Annotated in this window: 1 protein-coding gene; it reads left to right on the top strand. The window is 55.8% G+C overall.

All coding sequences use genetic code 11. The features are described 5' to 3' along the window. The coding region (locus H7U37_RS14755; protein WP_204876894.1) for a helicase-related protein at window positions 1-1,745 on the top strand (1,745 nt) is incomplete at both ends.

Consider the following 1,745-nt stretch of genomic DNA (forward strand, 5'->3'; position numbering starts at 1 on the left):
GCCAATGCCCTCTCTCCGGTCTACCAGGAGGACAACAAACAGGCCAAGGCCCTCAAGCGGATCGCCGGAGACTCCTTCAAGCTGCTGCTCACCGGCACCCCCATCGAAAAGAACATCATGGACTTGTACGGTCTGATCTGGTTCATCGACGAAACGCTGCTACCGGGAGAAAAAGAGTTTCTGGCCCGGTATCTGCGCCGACCGGAGAACTACCCGGAACTCAGCGAACAGGTCAGCCGCTATTGTTTCCGTACCCTCCGTTCCCAGGCCAAGCACTACGCCAAGGTGACGGAGCGTGTGCTGCTGACCGTGGAGTACACCCCCGGCAAGGCAGAGCGGCAGCTCTATGAGCTGCTGTATGCCTACATCAACCAGCCGGAAAAGAAAGCCTTTCCCGAAATGAACCAATATGACCTGGCTCTACGGTTACTTGGCCTGTTGGGTTCCTCTACGGCGGCAATTTTGCAAACCATCCAAGGTATCGTCAAGCGGCTCCGGGGGCTGGAAAACGCAGCGGAGGAACTAAGCCAATGGCAAGAGATTCAGACCGCAGCCGAAAGCATTCCCCAGGATGCCAAGGCCGGTGAGCTGCTGACCGTTCTCAAACAGGGATTTTCCCTTATGAAGAAAACGGGAGCCAAACAGAAAGCGGTTATCTTCACCGAGAGCGTGGAAACCCAGAAGATGCTCCAGAATCTTCTTTCCGGCCGGTACCGCACTCTGGCCTACAACGGCAGCGCCGATTACTCCGTGATCCGCCAGTTCAAGGAGGATGGCGAGGTGCTGATTTCCACCGATAACGGTGCCAAGGGCTTCAATCTGGAGGAGGCTGCTTTCATCATCCACTACGACCTGCCGTATAACACCTTAAAGCTGGAGCAGCGTATCGACCGCTGCCACCGGCTGGGTCAGGAGAACGATGTGCTGTCTGTGGCCTTCATCGACAAGAACAACTTTGCCGATGTTCGCAAGCTGGAGCTGGTCAACAAGCGGATGCTGGTGACAGACGGTGTCTTTGGCATTACCGATGACGTGCTGGGCGGTTTTACGGATGATGTAAAAGCAGCCTTTTCGGTCATTGCCCAGCGGTTGCGGCCCAGGGCGCAGATTGAGCAGGCATACCGGCAGACCCTGAGTACCCACGAGGACGATAACCGGCAGACCGTTTCCGCAGCGGAGGATATTCTGTTTACCACCTTCACCAAGGAGTTGGCCGAAAAAGTGAAGATCAACCCCAAGTATGTGAACCGCCGTGGACAGGAGCTGAATAACGACCTCTGGGAGATTACCAAATGGTTTTTTACTCGTTATAATGAAAAGAACGATGATTGCCGTTTTGTGATTGACGAATCCAGCCGTACGATCACGGCCACGGAGTATCGGGAACTGCCGGTGCTGTTCTACTACTGGACGGGAAGCAGGAACCGGCCCTATCGCAGCCAGAAGATGTACGGCATGGCAAAGGACTTCAAACCCAAGGCCGGACAGATTACCCTGTCCAGTATCATAGGCCGTGGGATTCTCCACGAGCTGGAGTGTGCCAACGAGGGAGTGCTGACCATCCCGACGGTGCAGGAGCCGTGCCAGATAGCCCTTTATACTGTCACCCTGGTTTCAGGCTCCAGCCGCACAGAACACGCCGTGCTGTGCGGTTTGACGGATAGCGGCAAGGCCCTGGACGATGCAGCTTGTCGCAGCATCTTTGACTTACCGGTGGAGAGCTACACCGAGGATGAGCGGAGATC

It is taken from the genome of Pseudoflavonifractor phocaeensis (assembly GCF_016901735.1).
Lineage (GTDB): Bacteria > Bacillota > Clostridia > Oscillospirales > Oscillospiraceae > Pseudoflavonifractor_A.